Annotated in this window: 13 protein-coding genes; 9 read left to right on the forward strand and 4 right to left on the reverse strand. The window is 67.1% G+C overall.

From position 1 onward, the window contains the following. The first annotated feature begins 77 nt into the window (after nucleotides 1-77). From rocF to ROV93_RS09525, 3 genes are all read left to right on the forward strand, one after another. Nucleotides 78-998 (forward strand): arginase, encoded by a 921-nt coding sequence (rocF, locus tag ROV93_RS09515; protein WP_005420594.1) that lies wholly within the window; start codon nucleotides 78-80, stop codon nucleotides 996-998. A gap of 163 nt (nucleotides 999-1,161) precedes the next feature. Then, on the forward strand, nucleotides 1,162-1,299 hold the full coding sequence (locus ROV93_RS09520) for an entericidin A/B family lipoprotein (protein ID WP_005407710.1): 138 nt from the start codon (nucleotides 1,162-1,164) through the stop codon (nucleotides 1,297-1,299). A 207-nt stretch (nucleotides 1,300-1,506) separates the two neighbouring features. After that, nucleotides 1,507-1,728, forward strand: a complete 222-nt coding sequence (locus ROV93_RS09525; protein ID WP_004153772.1) for a CsbD family protein — start codon at nucleotides 1,507-1,509, stop codon at nucleotides 1,726-1,728. A gap of 73 nt (nucleotides 1,729-1,801) precedes the next feature. Here ROV93_RS09525 and ROV93_RS09530 read toward each other — a convergent pair whose 3' ends face one another. Further along, complete coding sequence (locus tag ROV93_RS09530) at nucleotides 1,802-2,602, reverse strand: hypothetical protein (RefSeq protein WP_061478774.1); 801 nt, start codon at nucleotides 2,600-2,602, stop codon at nucleotides 1,802-1,804. A gap of 108 nt (nucleotides 2,603-2,710) precedes the next feature. Between ROV93_RS09530 and ROV93_RS09535 the strand changes: the two genes are divergently transcribed. The 4 genes from ROV93_RS09535 to ROV93_RS09550 all read left to right on the forward strand — a co-directional run bounded on the left by ROV93_RS09535 (nucleotide 2,711) and on the right by ROV93_RS09550 (nucleotide 7,347). After that, entirely contained in the window at nucleotides 2,711-4,006 is a 1,296-nt protein-coding gene (locus ROV93_RS09535) for a tryptophan--tRNA ligase (RefSeq protein ID WP_072168728.1), read from the forward strand. Nucleotides 4,007-4,197: 191 nt separating this feature from the next. Continuing rightward, the gene (locus ROV93_RS09540; protein WP_032954673.1) at nucleotides 4,198-4,500 is read left to right on the forward strand and encodes a hypothetical protein; all 303 of its coding nucleotides are present in this window, start codon (nucleotides 4,198-4,200) and stop codon (nucleotides 4,498-4,500) included. Nucleotides 4,501-4,656: 156 nt separating this feature from the next. Beyond that, on the forward strand, nucleotides 4,657-5,589 hold the full coding sequence (locus tag ROV93_RS09545; protein WP_069138047.1) for an MBL fold metallo-hydrolase: 933 nt from the start codon (nucleotides 4,657-4,659) through the stop codon (nucleotides 5,587-5,589). 105 nt (nucleotides 5,590-5,694) lie between these two features. Next, nucleotides 5,695-7,347 (forward strand): M28 family metallopeptidase, encoded by a 1,653-nt coding sequence (locus ROV93_RS09550; RefSeq protein WP_072168727.1) that lies wholly within the window; start codon nucleotides 5,695-5,697, stop codon nucleotides 7,345-7,347. A gap of 112 nt (nucleotides 7,348-7,459) precedes the next feature. On the opposite strand, the gene ROV93_RS09555 is transcribed toward ROV93_RS09550, so the two are convergent. Beyond that, nucleotides 7,460-7,795, reverse strand: coding sequence for a hypothetical protein (locus ROV93_RS09555; RefSeq protein WP_227836902.1), 336 nt, complete (start codon nucleotides 7,793-7,795; stop codon nucleotides 7,460-7,462). Between the two features lie 31 nt (nucleotides 7,796-7,826). After that, nucleotides 7,827-9,161: an MFS transporter gene (locus ROV93_RS09560; RefSeq protein WP_005420583.1), complete on the reverse strand. Its 1,335-nt coding sequence runs from the start codon at nucleotides 9,159-9,161 to the stop codon at nucleotides 7,827-7,829. Between the two features lie 223 nt (nucleotides 9,162-9,384). On the opposite strand from ROV93_RS09560, the gene yedA reads away from it, so the two are divergent. Together yedA and rarD are read left to right on the forward strand one after the other, a co-directional pair. Continuing rightward, complete coding sequence (yedA, locus tag ROV93_RS09565; protein ID WP_072168725.1) at nucleotides 9,385-10,290, forward strand: drug/metabolite exporter YedA; 906 nt, start codon at nucleotides 9,385-9,387, stop codon at nucleotides 10,288-10,290. Further along, nucleotides 10,287-11,183 (forward strand): EamA family transporter RarD, encoded by an 897-nt coding sequence (gene rarD / locus ROV93_RS09570; protein WP_072168724.1) that lies wholly within the window; start codon nucleotides 10,287-10,289, stop codon nucleotides 11,181-11,183. The genes yedA and rarD overlap by 4 nt, the downstream gene beginning before the upstream one ends. 120 nt (nucleotides 11,184-11,303) lie before the next feature. Here rarD and ROV93_RS09575 read toward each other — a convergent pair whose 3' ends face one another. Next, on the reverse strand, nucleotides 11,304-14,129 hold the full coding sequence (locus ROV93_RS09575) for a TonB-dependent receptor (protein ID WP_072168723.1): 2,826 nt from the start codon (nucleotides 14,127-14,129) through the stop codon (nucleotides 11,304-11,306). Nucleotides 14,130-14,191 lie beyond the last annotated feature (62 nt).

Genomic DNA, 14,191 nt, shown 5'->3' on the forward strand with positions numbered 1-14,191 from the left:
CCTGCTGCACCGCCGCGAGTGGTGTCACACAGCTCTGGCTAGACTGTGCTTCTTTTTCCGCACCGCAGGAGGCACCCATGGCCCATCCCATTTCCGTATCCCTGATTGGCGTTCCCACCGATGTCGGTGCGGGCCATCGCGGCGCACGGCTGGGGCCGGAGGCGCTGCGCGTGGCGGGCCTGCCGGAGGCGCTGGAAGCGCGCGGCGTGGACGTGCGCGACGTGGGCAACCTGGATGGCCCGCGCAACCCGTGGACCGCGCCGGTGGAGGGCTACCGCCACCTGGATGAGGTGGTGGCCTGGAACCGCGCACTGATGGAAGCCAGCTACGCCGAGCTGCAGGCCGGGCGCATGCCGATCATGCTCGGTGGCGACCATTGCCTGGGCATCGGTTCGATCACCGCCGTCGCGCGCTGGTGCCGCGAGCAGGGGAAGAATCTGCGCGTGCTGTGGCTGGACGCGCATTCGGACTTCAACACCAGCGATGTCACGCCGTCGGGCAACATCCACGGCATGCCGGTGGCCTGCCTGTGCGGCCTCGGCCCGGACGCGCTGACCCGTCTGGGCGGCAGCGCACCGGCGATCACCCCGGCGCAGATGCACCAGATCGGCATCCGCTCGGTGGACCCGGAAGAAAAGCGCCTGATCAAGACCCACAAGGTGGATGTCTATGACATGCGCTACATCGATGAGAACGGCATGAAGCGTGCCGTGGAAGCGGCGCTGGCCGGCATCGATGAGAACACCCACCTGCATGTCAGCTTCGATGTCGACTTCCTCGACCCCAGCATCGCGCCGGGCGTGGGCACCACGGTGCCGGGTGGGGTGAACTATCGGGAGGCGCAGCTGGTGATGGAAATGATCGCCGACACCGGGCGCATGGGTTCGCTGGACATCGTCGAGCTCAACCCCTTGCTGGACAAGCAGAATGCCACCGCCGAACTGGCCGTGGACCTGGTGGAAAGCCTGTTCGGCAAGTCCACCCTGATGCGCGACTGACCGTCCCCTGCTGAACGGATCGCCGAACCGTTCACGCCCGCTCCACGCCCCTGCCGCCAGATTGCACTTCACGCGGCGGCAGTGGGCATTGGTGCCCTCCCGCCGAGCGAAAGAATCCCATCCGCGAATGAAGCGGTATAGCGGCGAACCCAAGGAGAAGCCCATGAAGCGCGTAGTTGCCCTGATGCTGTTGTCGATGTTCTCGGTGGCCCTGCTGGCCGGTTGCAACACCGTGGCCGGTGCCGGCAAGGACGTGCAGAAGGCCGGTGAAAAGGTTGAGGATGCCGCCAAGGGTCGTTGAGCCTGAAGTGGAACGGAAAGCAAAAAGGCCGGGGGGATCTCCCCGGCCTTTTTGCTTGCGCGTTTCCCTGCAGCGTACGTGTCCAAGCGTAGTGAACCATTCAAGCAGGTGAGCGTGTATTTCATTGGCGGTTGACCGGCATTCAACAGCTGCTGCGCGAAGCTGGAGCCACGGTAAGAACGCCGTTGCAATCAAGGACTCCCAGCAATGAACAAAGACATCATTTCCGGCAAGTGGTCGCAGCTGAAGGGCAAGGCGCAGGCCAAGTGGGGCGATCTGACCAACGACGATTTCGATGTGGCCGAAGGCAACGCCGAGTATCTGGCCGGCCGCCTGCAGGAACGTTATGGCTGGGCCAAGGATCGCGCGGAGAAGGAAGTGCGTGAGTTCCAGGACGCGGTGAGCAAGGACTACCCGGACTACAAGTAAGCGCTTCGATTTCCCCCACAACACGACGCCCGCACCGTGAGGTAGCGGGCGTCGTGTTGTTTGCGCGGGACGATCAGCGGGCCGGCGGGTCCGGCACGTAGCGGTTGGGGAACGCCTGCGGTTCGCGCGGCAGGCGCGAGGGCGCATCGACCAGGATGCCGCGCGCACGCAGGTTGCGGGCGCTGTCGTAGCGCAGCTGCAGAACCTGCGCCGGGCTGCGGCTGGCCCGTTCGAAGTCGGTATCGCGCACCGAAGAGTGTTCACGTGCGCCGTGGCCGGTGCCCAGCGCTGGCGCCTGTGACTTGCTGGCATAGCCCTCGATGCGGCTGGCACTGGCGTCGGCGGCAGCCTCGGCTTGCGCGGTCGGTGCCGGCAGCGGCACGCCACGTCGCAGGATCGGCTGCGGGTACCAGCGACGCGCCTCCTCGAACACCGCCACCCCGACCACGCCGATGTTGTCCGGGCGGCCGGTGCGACTGGCATAGCTGCCGCTGGGGCTGCTGAACACGAACTGCGCCACTTCGTCCTGGCTCTTGCGCCAGCCGGTGATGTCGGCGCGCTGGCCGGGATTGAGCACGTAGCCGGTCTGCGAGGGATCGGCATCCTCGCCGGAGATGGCGTTGACGCCGTCCACCGACAGCACTACCAGCACCCGGCGCGGGCTGTCGTTGTACAGGCGCACGGCGTAGCGGTGGCCGCGCTCGCCGGCCACCCAGCGCTGGCCCTCGGCGGAGTAGCTGCGCAGTTCGGTACCGCGGTCGCGGTCGACCAGGGCCATGCGTACGGGGCCGCCGTCGTACACCGGTGGCGGCATGGGCGCCGGGCGGAAGCCGGCCAGGGGCAGGATCAGCAGCAGGGGCAGCAGGCGTTTCATCGGGCGTCTCCAGCGGGGTTGGGTGAATGAACGCGCCGCGGGCCCTGACGGGGTTGGTGGCGTGCAAGGTAAACTGGCCCCGTTCATCGAAGGTTACCCCACGCAGTCATGACGACCCGAGTCCTTACCGGCATCACCCCCTCCGGCACGCCCCACCTGGGCAACTACGTTGGCGCCATCCGTCCGGCCATCGCGGCCAGCCGCGCGCCGGGGATCGAGAGCTTCTTCTTCCTGGCCGACCTGCACAGCCTGATCAAGTCGCAGGACCCGCAGCGCACCCAGCGCGCGACCCTGGAGATCGCGGCCAGCTGGCTGGCCTGTGGCCTGGACCCGGAACACGTGTGGTTCTACCGCCAGAGCGACATCCGCGAGACCACCGAGCTGATGTGGTTCCTGACCGCCATCGCCAGCAAGGGCATCCTCAACCGCGCGCACGCCTACAAGGCGGCGGTGGACAAGAACCGCGAGGAAGGCGTGGACGAGGACGCAGGCGTCAGCGCCGGCCTGTTCATGTACCCGGTGCTGATGGCGGCCGACATCCTGATCTTCAAGGCCGACCAGGTACCGGTGGGCCGTGACCAGATCCAGCACATCGAGATGGCGCGCGATTTCGCCCAGCGCTTCAACCACGTGTACGGCAAGGAGTATTTCCCGCTGCCGGACGTGGTGATCGACGAGCAGGTGGCGACGCTGGCGGGCCTGGATGGCCGCAAGATGAGCAAGAGCTACCACAACACCATTCCGCTGTTCGTGCCGCGCGAGGAGCTGAAGAAGCTGGTGTTCTCGATCCTGACCGACTCGCGCGCACCGGGCGAGCCGAAGGACACCGAGGGCTCGGCGCTGTTCCAGATGTACCAGGCGTTCGCCACGCCGGAACAGACCGCGGAATTCGCCAGGGCCTTCGCCGCCGGCATCAGTTGGGGCGACGCCAAGCAGCAGCTGTTCGAGCGTATCGACAGCGAGCTGTCGCCGCTGCGCGAGCGCTACAACGCGCTGATGGCCGAGCCGGAGAAGATCGAAGCGTTGCTCAAGCGCCGTGGCCAGCAGCTGCGCGAGCAGTTGGCGGCACCGCTGCTGGAAGAACTGCGCCACGCCGTGGGCCTGCGCGACCTGTCCACGGCGGGCGACATCGCCAGCGAAGATGCCGGCGTGGCCCGCGTGGCGCCGCCGCAGTTCAAGCAGTACCGCGAGAAGGATGGGCGTTTCTACTTCAAGCTGACCGCTGGTGACGGCACGCTGCTGATCCAGAGCGAAGGCTTCGATTCGCCACGTGATGCGGGCCAGCTGATCGCGGTGATCAAGCAGGCAGAGCAGGGCGACCAGCTGCAGAGCGAGCTGTTCAAGCTGGGCGCCGAGGTGGACGCGGTACTGGCCGCCCTGGCCGCGCTGCGCGAAGCGGCCTGATCGCCGGGCGTAGAGTCGAGCCATGCTCGACTCGGCTCCGCCTCTGTAGAGCCGAGCCCATGCTCGGCTGGGTAGCAAAGCAGCCGAGCATAGGCTCGGCTCTACAGGGAAGCCCCCCGCCGGCACGACCGTGGCACAGCACCCATGGCATGATGTCCGCGCGCCTCTGGCGCGATGACATGGAGTCTGCGATGGCCTGGTTGTCGCTGCTGCTGTTCCTGCCCTGGTTCCTGCTGCTGGGCAGCCTGTACTGGCTGTTTCCGCGCCAGCCGCGCAGCGCGCGGCGGCGCCTGTTCGATGGCACCACCCTGGTCGTGGCGTTCGCGCTGAGCATCGTGTCGATGCTGTGGGGCTACCGCATTGGCGTGGTGCAGCCCGGCGCCGGCCCGATCTGGCCGCAGGTGCTGGCGGTGCTGTACGCCTACGGCGCGTTCCTGGCGGTGCTGGTGCTGGCGTTGCTGCTGCGGCCGCGGTTCGGATTGCGCTCTGGCTGATCGGTAGTGCCGGCCGCTGGCCGGCACATGCATTCTCCCGGCCATCCCGAGGTTGCCGACCAGCGGCCGGCACTACCCGACCAAAGCCGCATCGAACCCGGGCCGCCTGCGCGCCTACCATGGGCGTCTGTTCACGAGACTGCCAGGTGCGTGCCGATGACCGCCGACCCCAGCATCCACACGATCGATACGGGCTTCCAGCGCCCGGACTTCGACGCGGCCTACCTGATCGTTGAAAACGGCCGCGCGGCCTTCGTCGACTGCGGCACCGGCCTGTCTGTGCCGGCGATGCTGCAGGCGCTGGCGGATGCCGACCTGGGTGTGGAAGCGGTGGATTGGTTGCTGCTCACGCACGTGCACCTGGACCACGCCGGTGGTGCAGGCCTGCTGATGCAGCAGTTGCCGAATGCGAAGGCGGTGCTGCATCCGCGCGGTGCGCCGCACATGATCGACCCGACCCGGCTGATTGCGGGTGCGACGGCGGTGTACGGCGCCGAAGAGATCGCGCGCAGCTACGGCCGCATCGAGCCGATTCCCGAACACCGCGTGGTGGTTGCCGAAGACGGCCACCGCATCGATCTCGCTGGCCGCGAGCTGGTGCTGCTGCACACGCCGGGCCACGCACTGCACCATTATTGCGTGTGGGATGCGCGCAGCCGCAGCTGGTTCACTGGCGATACGTTCGGCATCTCCTACCGCGAGCTGGACAGCGCGCAGGGCGCTTTCATCTTCCCGACTTCCTCGCCGGTGCAGTTCGACCCGGAGGCGATGAAGGCCTCGATCCGACGCATGCTGGGCTACGGCCCGCAGGCGATGTACCTGACCCACTATGGGCGCGTGGAGCAGGTGCAGAAACTGGCCAACGACCTGTTCGAACAGATCGATGCGATGGCCGCGATCGGCCGCCAGTGCGATGGCCGGCCGGACCGCCACCGCTGCCTGCTGGCCGCACTGCAGGCGCTGTACCTGGAACGCGCACAGCTGCATGGCTGTGCGCTGGACGATGCGGCGGTGATCACTGTTCTGGCGATGGACATCGAACTCAACGCGCAGGGCCTGGCCTGCTGGCTGGACCGCATCAGCAGGTAGAGTCACGCCCTGCGTGGATGACGTGGGCCCAGGCTGCGCCGTGATGTCACGACCACGTTACACTCTGGTGACTTCCAAGCTAGCCGTGGTACTGCCGTGAATCCGATGCGCGTGTTGCTGCTGTCGTCCTGCCTGTTCGTCGGGGGCCTGGCCCATGCGGCCAACGACCTGCCGGGTGGCGGCATCGATCCGCAGGCACTGTCGCGGCATGTGCGCGTGCTGGCGTCGGATGAGTTCGAGGGCCGCGCACCGGCCACCGAGGGCGAAGAGCGCACGGTGCAGTACCTGATCGAGCAGTTCCGCAGCTATGGCCTGCAGCCGGGCGGCGTGGACGGCAGCTGGGTGCAGCCGGTGCCGCTGGTGCGCGCGCAGCTGGAGGGTGAGGCCAAGGCCAGCCTGTCGCTGAAGCAGGGCAAGCGTGCGCTGGCCAATGGCGTGGACGTGACCCTGCAGAGCCTGCAGCCGCGCAAGCGCGTGCAGATCAAGGATGCACCGTTGGTGTTCGTCGGCTACGGCATCGACGCACCGGAACGCCACTGGAACGACTACAAGGACGTGGACCTGCACGGCAAGATCGCCGTGGTGCTGATCAACGACGCCGACTTCGAGGCCGATGCGCCGGGCGCGTTCGATGGAAAGGCGGTGACCTACTACGGCCGCTGGACGTACAAGTTCGAGGAAGCCGCACGCCGGGGTGCCGAAGGCGTGCTGATCGTGCACGAGACCGCGCCGGCCGCGTATGGCTGGGCCACGGTGAAGAGCTCGGGCACTTCTCCGCTGTTCGACATCGAGCGCGGCCAGGCCGAAGCGATGGCGCAGCACACGCCGCTGCGCGGCTGGATGCAGCGCGAGCTGGCCGAAGCGATCTTCGCCGACGCCGGCCTCGACTTCGATGCGGAGAAGCGCAAGGCGATGCGTGCCGACTTCCGCCCGGTGGCACTGGACAACGCCAAGCTGAGCGTGGATTTCGCGCTCAAGCGCGAGCAGGTGGTGACCCGCAACGTGGTCGCCAAGCTGCCCGGTGGTGAACATGCTGACGAGGCCGTGATCTTCTCCGCGCACTGGGATGCGTTCGGTATCGGCCAGCCCGACGCCAAGGGCGACCGCATCCGCCGTGGTGCGATCGACAACGCCACCGGCGTGGCCACGGTGCTGGAACTGGGCCGTGTGTTCGCCGCTGGCCCGCAGCCACAGCGCACGCTGTACTTCGTGGCACTGACCGCCGAAGAGAAAGGATTGCTGGGCGCCAGCTACTACGCCGCCCATCCGCTGGCGCCGCTGGACAAGACCGCTGCGGTGCTGAACATCGAGATGTTCAGCCCGGATGGCCCGACCCGCGACATTGCCTCGTGGGGCAAGGGCCGGGTGTCGCTGGAAGGCGATCTGGAGCGCGTGGCCAAGGCCCGTGGCCGCAGCTACAGCCCGGACCCGAACCTGGAAGCCGGCTTCTTCTACCGCGCCGACCACTTCGCCTTTGCCCGCCTGGGCGTGCCGGCGATCACCATCGGCCCGGGCCTGGACAAGCTGGACGGTGGCGTTGAAGCCGGCCGCGCGCTGCGCGAAAAGTACTTCGCCGACTGCTATCACCAGACCTGCGATGCCTGGACGCCGAGCTGGGACCCGAGCGGCCACGCTGCCGACACCCTGCTGGTCTACGACCTGGGCGCCGAGCTGGCCAACAGCCGCCGCTGGCCGACGTGGGAAAAGGAATCGGAGTTCCGCGGCGCGCGCGACAAGAGCGAAGCGGCCCGCCGTTGAGTAATGCCGGCCGCTGGCCGGCAACTCCCTGCTCTTTCCGGAGGTTCATGAGGTTGCCGGCCAGCGGCCGGCACTACCGAAAGACGGCGGCTTTGCCGGCCAGCGGCCGGCACTACCCGCGCCGTCGCAGCAGCTTCCACGCGCCCCAGCCGCCGGCGGCGAGCGCGGCCAGATAGCACGCCGCCATCGTGCGCAGGCCGACCAGCGGCCCCGCGTTGACGCCGCGATGCAGCCGCAGGTGCAGCGAGCTGTGGCCGCTGCCCAGGTCCATCGCCAGCTGCAGCGCCAGCGCGGCGCAGAACACCAGCAGGGCGACCCCGAACCCCGTGCGCGGCCACGTGGCCTGCGCGTTGGGGCGGCGCAGCACCCAGGCCAATGCCGTGGCTGCGGCCAGCGTCACCGCGATCCACATCAGCGCGGTGGCGGGAGACGTAGCGGCCACCGGCATTGCACCAGTGGCCGCGATCAGGGCAACGCGCTTACTTGCGGGTGCCGTCGAGCCAGTTCGGGCCCTTGTTGGTAAGGAAGAACACATAGACCACCAACGATACCGCGATCGTGGCGGTCACGTAGATGGCGAACCAATCGACGTGGCCGGTCTTCAGCGCGCCCTGGTACAGCAGCGGGGCGGTGCCGCCGAACAGCGAGTTGGCCAGCGCATAGCCCAGGCCCACGCCCAGTGCACGCACGTGGGTGGGGAACAGCTCGGCCTTCACCACCGCGTTGATCGAGGTGTAGCCGGTGAGGATGACGAATGCCAGCGCCAGGGTCAGGAAGGCCAGGGTGGCGTCATGCTGGTGCGGCAGCTGGGTGATCAGGTACCAGCTGTACAGCACGCCGCCGACGCCGAAGAACACCAGCAGGGTCTTGCGGCCGATGATGTCCGACAGCCAGCCACCGACCGGTTGCAGCACCATCAGGAAGGCCAGCACGCCCAGGTTGATCAGGGTGCCGGTCATCGGGTCGTTGCCGGCGAAGGCGCTCTGGATCATCTTCGGGCCGTTCACCGAGTAGGTGTAGAAGGCCACGGTGCCGCCAGCGGTGATCAGGAAGCACAGCAGCAGCGGCCGCCACTGGTGCACGAACAACTCGTACATCGAACCGGACTTCTTTGCCTTGCCCTCGCGCGCGGCCTCGATCGACGACTCCGACAGCGACTCGTCCATGCCCCGGCGCAGCCAGAACACCACCACCGCGGCGATGCCACCGATGCCGAAGGCGATGCGCCAGCCCCACTCGGAGATCTCCGGCTTGCCCCAGAAGGTCAGCATCAGCAGCAGGGTCAGCTGGGCCAGCACGTGGCCGCCGACCAGGGTGACGTAGTGGAACGAGGACAGGAAGCCGCGACGGCCCGGAATGGCGGCCTCGGACATGTAAGTGGCGCTGGCACCATACTCGCCGCCAGTGGCGAAGCCCTGCAGCAGGCGCGCGAACAACAGGATCACGGCGGCCCAGATGCCGATGCTGGCGGCGGTGGGGGTGATGGCGATGAGGAACGAGCACAGCGCCATCAACGTGACCGAGACGGTCAGCGCCAGGCGGCGGCCGTGGCGGTCGGCGAAGCGGCCGAAGAACCAGGCGCCGATCGGGCGCATCAGGAAGGTCGCCGCGAAGATCGCCCACACGTACAGGGTGGAGTTCTTGTCGTCCGGCGAGAAGAACTGCGATTCGAAGTACACGGCGAACACCGAGTACACGTAGACGTCATACCACTCCACCAGGTTGCCGGCGGAGCCTTTGAGGGTGTTGGAGATCGACCGCCGCAAGGCGGCGCGGTCGTTCGCGGGGACAACAGGTTGGGACGTGGTGCTCATCTGGGTGGAAATCCTCGATGCGGCGCGTCCGTGCGCAGGGAAAACGGCGTCCGGCCGTGGGGCGGCGCGGCCGGGCAGCCTTCTTGGTACTGCATCGGCCGTCAACACGGGGTAGCAGACCAGAGCAGGGTGCATGGATGGATGACAGCGTGCCACCGTATGGGGTCCCGGACCATACTCAAAACGTCCTAGAATCCGCCTTCCCCCGGCTCCCTGGTGTGTCATGTCGGCTCCCCCCTCTTCGTCTGCGGCTGCCCCCCGGGGTGGCCTTGTCGCGCTGGCACTGCTGCTGGTCTACGTGGTCTGGGGCTCGACCTATCTGGGCATCGCCAAGGCCCTGCACGGCGGCGCACTGCCGCTGACGATGGTCTCCGGCAGCCGCTTCATCATTGCCGGCGGCCTGATGTTCCTGGCCTTGCGCCTGTTCTGGAAGCTGCCGAACCCGACGCTGCGGCAGTGGCGCAACCTGGTCATCATGGGCGTGACCATGCTGGTGCTGGGCAACGGCATGGTGGTGCTGGCCGAGCGCGAGGTGTCCTCGGGCCTGGCCGCCACGGCGGTGGCCTCGGTGCCGCTGTGGATGGCGCTGTTCTCGGCGCTGCGCGGGCAACATGCCAGCCGTGGTGAGTGGCTGGGCATCGCCATCGGCTTGCTCGGCGTGGTCTGGCTCAACGCCGGCAGCAGCCTGACCGGCTCGCCGACCGGGCTGGTGCTGCTGCTGATCGCGCCGATCGGCTGGGCGTTCGGTTCTGTGTGGGCACGCGGCCTGGACCTGCCGGGCCCGTTCATGACCGCGGCCGGGCAGATGATCTGCGGCGGCGTGCTGCTGGTGCTGATCGGCCTGGCGGTGGGCGAGCGCCCGACCACGCTGCCCGATACCGGTGGCCTGCTGGCAATGGCTTATCTGTGCGTGTTCGGCTCCATCGTCGCGTTCACTGCCTACGTGTGGCTGCTGCAGAACGTGCGCCCGGCGCTCGCGGGCAGCTACGCGTATGTCAATCCGGTGATCGCGGTGCTGCTGGGCGCGCTGCTCAACGGTGAGCGCTTCGGTTGGCGCGACCTGCTGGCGATGGCGGTGATTCTTCTGGGTGTGGTGGTGCTGACAATGGCAAGGACGAGAAAGAAGTGAGCATGGACGAGAAAGAACAACGCCGGGGCCTGCTGGTCACCGCATCCACCTTCGTGATCTGGGGCCTGGTGCCGGTCTATTGGCACCTGCTCAACGAGGTGCCCTCGTTCCAGATCATCGCCCACCGCATCATCTGGAGCACGGTGCTGGTGCTGGGTTGGCTGTTGATCAGTGCGCGCCTGGGCTGGTGGCGGAAGATCGCCGCGCAGCCGCGCGCGCTGCCGATCCTGCTGGTGTCGAGCCTGACCATCGCGTTCAACTGGGGCCTGTACATCTGGGCGGTCAACGCCGGTCATGTCATCGAGACCAGCCTGGGCTACTTCATCAACCCGCTGGTGAACGTGCTGCTGGGCGTGCTGGTGCTGAAGGAACGGCTGCGCCGGCTGCAGTGGGTAGCGGTGGCAATGGCGGCGGTGGGCGTGGCCTGGCTGACCATCGATGCAGGTACGCCACCGTGGATCGCGCTGGGCCTGGCCTGTTCGTTCGGCCTGTATGGCCTGCTGCGCAAGCTGGTCTCGGTCGACCCGGTGGCCGGCCTCGGCGTGGAGAGCATGTACCTGTTCCTGCCGGCGCTGGCGTTTGCGATCTGGGCCGAGAACGGCCACGGCGGTGCGTTCTTCCATGGTTGGGGCTGGCGCAACGACCTGCTGCTGATCTTCGGCGGCGCGGTCACCGCCGTACCGCTGATCGGCTTCGCCTATGGCGTGAAGCGCATTCCGCTGTCGCTGGTCGGCATCCTGCAGTACATCGCGCCGAGCCTGCAGCTGCTGCTGGGTGTGTTCTTCTTCCATGAGGCATTCGACACTGCCAAGGCGATCGGGTTTGCAGCGATCTGGGCCGGCCTGGTGCTGTTCGTCGGCGACAACCTGCGCGCGATGCGCGCCAAGCGCTAGCGCCGGCGGGGATCCGACCCCGCTTCCACGAAAAAAAGAACGGCGCCCCGAGGGGCGCCGTTCTGCTTCCATCCACGGCCAGGAGAGAGGGATGGCCGTGGCGGGAACGCGGTTGCAGGCTTAGAAGCGCTGCTGGTACTTCATGTACATGAAGCGGCCGATGTCGAAGCCACCGTAGTAGGTGAAGCTGCTGTTCGGCTGGCTGTACATGATCGGGCCCTGGTGGTTGAACACGTTGTTCACGCCCAGCGACACGGTGCCATCCCACGGCAGGCTGTAGCGCACCTGCAGGTCGTGGAAGGTGTTGGAGCCCACCCTGTTGGTCGGCGAGGCGCTGGTGTACGACGAGTTGAAGCCCGGCATGTTGCACTCGTCCATGTACGAGCACTTCTCCTTCATGCTGGAGTAGTAGCGCGCGGTCCAGCCGATGCCGAGGTCGCCATACTGCCAATCCAGGTTGAAGGTGGAGCGCACGCGGAAGTCGCCCGCCCAACCGGTACGCTGTTCCACCGGGGTGGTGGCGGCGCTGTCGTTGCGCTGCTCCAGGTAATCGGTGTAGGTGGTGTTCCAGTTGACGGCGAACTTGCCGAACGCGGTTTCCGGCAGGCGGTAACGCACGTTGATGTCATAGCCGGCAGTTTCGCGGTAGCCCGCGTTGACCAGCGAGCGGTCCAGCGAGTTGACCTGGCCGTTGCTGCCACGGGTGAAGCGGCCACAGGCAGCATCCGAACCCTGCACGTAGCACTGTTCCAGGATGTTGGTGGCCGACTCACCGACGATGGCGTTGTCGATGCGGATCTTCCACCAGTCCAGGCTGACGTCCAGGCCCTGCACGAAGTCCGGGCTGTAGACCAGGCCCACGGTCCAGGTCTTGGCGGTTTCCGGCTTCAGGTCCGGGTTGGAACCCGAGCTGAAATCGGTGGTGGCCTGCTGGCCGGGCTTGGTGGCCACGCTGCCATCGCTGTTGAGCTGGCGGAAGTTGGCCGGCACCTTCAGCGCCTGGCAACGGGCAGCGACGGCCGGGCTGGTGGCGGCGGTGCCGAAGGAGGTATCGCACGGGTCGGTGAACGAGTCGCGGCTGCTGACGGTGCCGCCGTACAGGTCATCCACGGTCGGCGCACGGAAGCCGGTGCCGTAGGTGGCGCGCACCAGCAGGCTGTCGATCGGCTTCCACTTCAGGCCGAACTTGCTGTTGGTGGTGGAACCGAAGTTGTTGTAGTCCGAGTAGCGACCGGCCACGTCCAGCGACAGTTCGCGGGCGAACGGCAGGTCGGCCAGCAGCGGCACCTGCAGTTCCAGGTAGACCTCGTTGAGCGAGTAGTTGCCGCGGGTCGGCTGGCCGCTGGTGCCGGCGATCTCGCCTTTCTGCACCTTCATGTCCGGCGTGTAGCTGGCCTCCTCGCTGCGGTGCTCGAAGCCCATCGCGGCCAGGATGTCGCCGGCCGGCAGGGTGAACAGCGAACCGGAGATGTTGCCGCTGGCAACCTTGGTGGTGCTCTGCATCTTGTCGACGAAGCGGGTGAACAGGTAGTCCTGCACGTCCTGGTTGCTCAGCGAGCCCGGGCCGGTGTAACCCATCGGGGCGGCCGGGTTCCACGGCACGCAGCCGGTGATCACCGCGCCCGGCGCACCGCAACGGGCCACGTTGCCGTCCATGAAGGACGGGCCGACGGCCAGGTTGACGTGCGGCTGGTACATGCTGCCGGTACCGATGCGCTCGCCTTCGTTGCGGTTGTACATGTAGTTGATGTTCCAGTCCCAGTACCGCGAACCGGTTTCGAAGCTGCCTTCCAGGCCGATGCTGGCGCGCTTGGTTTCCAGGTTGTTCTCGGTGCCGCGCGGCAGTTCCTCGGTGCGGTGCGCGAACAGCGCATCCTGGCCCCACAGGTTGAACGCGCTGTCCTTGGACAGGGCGGCACGGCTGCCATTGCGGGCCTGCGCGGCGCTGACCGAGTACGGGTAGCCGGCCAGGTGCTTGGTCGACTCGCGCTTGCTGTACAGCGCGTCGGCGACGATGCGCAGGTTGTCGGTGATCGAGAAGCCACCGTTGGCGAACACCGAGGTGCGCTCCAGGCCGGTCAGCAGGCTCATGTTCGACTTGGTGTTGGCACCATCGGCCGGGTCCGGCGCATGGAAGTTGCCGGCCTTGCTCGGGTCGCCGCCCGGACCCACGGTCAGGTTCTTGCCACCGACGGTGACGTAGCCCCACGGCGTGTTGCCGTTGAGGCCATCGTTCGGGTGGCGCGGGCCGTTGGTGTAACGGCTGAACTCGCGGTCCTTGCCCAGCACCTCGTCTTCCTTGGTGCGCTCGGCGCCCACGCTGAACCAGCCGCGCTCGAAGGTCTTGCCGAAAGTTGTACTGTATGCGCGCTTCTGGCCGTCACCCTGGCCGTACTGGCCGACATAGACGCTGGCTTCGCCACCATCGAAATTCTTGCGGGTGATGATGTTGACCACACCGGCGATGGCATCGGAGCCGTACAGCGCGGAGGCGCCGTCGGTCAGCACTTCCACGCGCTCGACGATGGACGACGGGATCGAGGCCAGGTCGGAGTAGCCGCCGGCGCTGACGCCCATGCGGCGGCCGTCGATCAGCACCAGGCTGCGTTCCGGGCCAAGGTTGCGCAGGCTGACGTACATGCCGCCGAAATCGCGCGAAGAAGTCAGCGACGAGGCGCGGCTCATGCTCGGCGCCCCGGCGGCAGGAATGTCCTGCAGGATGTCGGCGACGTTGACGTAACCCTTCTTCTCGATCTCGGCGCGGTTGAGCGCGACCACCGGCTGTGCGGTTTCGACACTGGCCTGGCGGATGCGCGAGCCGGTGATTTCGATGCGGTCGAGGTTGGTCGGGGTATCGCCGGCGCTCTGTGCGAAGGCGGGGGTGGTGCAGCTGGCGGCCAGCGCGATGACGATCGCGTTGCGCAGCGGATTGGTTTTCAGGGACATCCGTGAAATCTCGTGTTTCAGTAAAAACATGCGCCCGTTCTATGGGCGCGTGGGGTGCTGCA

The organism is Stenotrophomonas maltophilia group sp. msm4 (assembly GCF_032025605.1).
Lineage (GTDB): Bacteria > Pseudomonadota > Gammaproteobacteria > Xanthomonadales > Xanthomonadaceae > Stenotrophomonas > Stenotrophomonas sepilia.

Bases quoted from the DNA above. Each gene is read 5' to 3' on its own strand.
- ROV93_RS09555 (WP_227836902.1), bottom strand. From the start codon at position 7,795: ATGCCGGTGGCCGCTACGTCTCCCGCCACCGCGCTGATGTGGATCGCG.
- ROV93_RS09575 (WP_072168723.1), bottom strand. From the start codon at position 14,129: ATGTCCCTGAAAACCAATCCGCTGCGCAACGCGATCGTCATCGCGCTG.
- rocF (WP_005420594.1), top strand. From the start codon at position 78: ATGGCCCATCCCATTTCCGTATCCCTGATTGGCGTTCCCACCGATGTC.
- ROV93_RS09550 (WP_072168727.1), top strand. From the start codon at position 5,695: ATGCGCGTGTTGCTGCTGTCGTCCTGCCTGTTCGTCGGGGGCCTGGCC.
- yedA (WP_072168725.1), top strand. From the start codon at position 9,385: ATGTCGGCTCCCCCCTCTTCGTCTGCGGCTGCCCCCCGGGGTGGCCTT.
- ROV93_RS09540 (WP_032954673.1), top strand. From the start codon at position 4,198: ATGGCCTGGTTGTCGCTGCTGCTGTTCCTGCCCTGGTTCCTGCTGCTG.
- ROV93_RS09535 (WP_072168728.1), top strand. From the start codon at position 2,711: ATGACGACCCGAGTCCTTACCGGCATCACCCCCTCCGGCACGCCCCAC.
- ROV93_RS09525 (WP_004153772.1), top strand. From the start codon at position 1,507: ATGAACAAAGACATCATTTCCGGCAAGTGGTCGCAGCTGAAGGGCAAG.
- ROV93_RS09545 (WP_069138047.1), top strand. From the start codon at position 4,657: ATGACCGCCGACCCCAGCATCCACACGATCGATACGGGCTTCCAGCGC.
- ROV93_RS09560 (WP_005420583.1), bottom strand. From the start codon at position 9,161: ATGAGCACCACGTCCCAACCTGTTGTCCCCGCGAACGACCGCGCCGCC.
- ROV93_RS09520 (WP_005407710.1), top strand. From the start codon at position 1,162: ATGAAGCGCGTAGTTGCCCTGATGCTGTTGTCGATGTTCTCGGTGGCC.
- ROV93_RS09530 (WP_061478774.1), bottom strand. From the start codon at position 2,602: ATGAAACGCCTGCTGCCCCTGCTGCTGATCCTGCCCCTGGCCGGCTTC.